The 1,407-nt window shown below is 25.4% G+C and carries 1 protein-coding gene; it reads right to left on the bottom strand.

All coding sequences use genetic code 11. The features are described 5' to 3' along the window. Nucleotides 1–58: 58 nt before the first annotated feature. Nucleotides 59–1,407, bottom strand: a 1,349-nt coding sequence (locus XO12_RS11040) for a hypothetical protein (protein ID WP_217683693.1), incomplete at its 5' end; no start/stop codon positions are given.

Raw genomic sequence — 1,407 nt, 5'->3', positions numbered from 1 at the left:
TAAGTATTGTGTAAAAATATGTATATATCAAAGAAAGAAATACAAATAATGGAAAAAACTAAAAAGAACTAAAAAACTTAGACGCTTTAATTTTAATAAATTTGGCAGACTTAAAAATATAAATAAAAGGTTTTGGAAAATAAGAAGAACAAAGAAAAGAATGAATAGAAACATTAGAATCAAACCAAAAAAGTTTAAAAAGAAAAGAAGAAAGTTTAATTTCAAATTTAAGCAAATGATTAAAATTTCTAAAATAATGAGTGTTTCTAAAAGAAAATTTATTTGAATTAATGGCGTTAATATTTTCAATACGTTTTCTAAAACGATAAATGAAATTAAAAATAGGAGAAGAAGGGATTTTTGAACGTAAAATATTAAATTTAAAAGATTGATAATATTGGATATTGGGAATAATAGGAACCCAGAATCTGCCAGAACAATAAGAATTCAAATTGCAATTTTTTCTAAAAGGACAGATAAAACGGTGACGATTTCTGGAATAATCATTACCATCAGAATGCAAAAAATGATTAGAAAGAGAGCAAAAAAGTCTATAATCTTTGATTTTAATATGACTTAATTTAGAAAAAGAAGAGAATTTTTTTAAAGGGATAAAGGGAATAGCTCCAGCAGAAATAATATTATGAAAATTAGAAATAGAATCATAACCTTTATCCAGAACAAAAAAGACATAAATACCTTTAGAAGAACAAAAACGAATAAAAGATTTAATATTATCAAAAATCAAATCCTGAAAAACAGAAATATCGTGATAATTAGCAGGGCGAAAAACAGAAAAAAGGTTAAAATAAAAAGGAAAAACAATATCAACATGATGAAAACGAATACCAAATTTATTGTTATAAAATTTATTATGAGAATGAATTATACCTTTAGGGACATTACCCTCAACAAGAATAGGTTGAGAATCAACAGAAAGAACAATAAAACCAAGTTTTTTAAAAACGAAAGAAAAACGGTTAAAATAAGCTTTAACAAGAGCAAGTTTAAAAGAATTCAAAAGAGATAACAAATTAGAAAGACCAATGCGCCTTTTAAAATAAAAATAAGTAGTATAACACGGAACTGAATCACGAAAACCACAAAGTTGTAAATATTCTGGTGGGACAACAGATAAAATATCTCTAGACGAAGTAAATCCATCTTCAGAAAAAACAGAGTTAAGAAGGAAAAATAATCGTAAAAGAGAAGTAGGATCATAAGGAGAATTCTTATTAGGTTTATGAGAATAAAAAGAAATAAGAAAATTAAAAAGTTTGTCCATATTGAGGGAATTAAAAGCGTCAGAAGTTATACTAAAAAGTTTGTCATTTAAATTGTCCAAAACAAAAACATTTCTAGAACTTCTGAACATGGTATCACCTCCAATAAGTTTTGGGTACAATA

The sequence above is a fragment of the Marinitoga sp. 1154 genome (genome assembly GCF_013363285.1).
GTDB lineage: Bacteria > Thermotogota > Thermotogae > Petrotogales > Petrotogaceae > Marinitoga.
The sequence above is the reverse complement of the archived record's forward strand: the minus strand, read 5'-3'. Positions and strand labels throughout refer to the sequence as shown.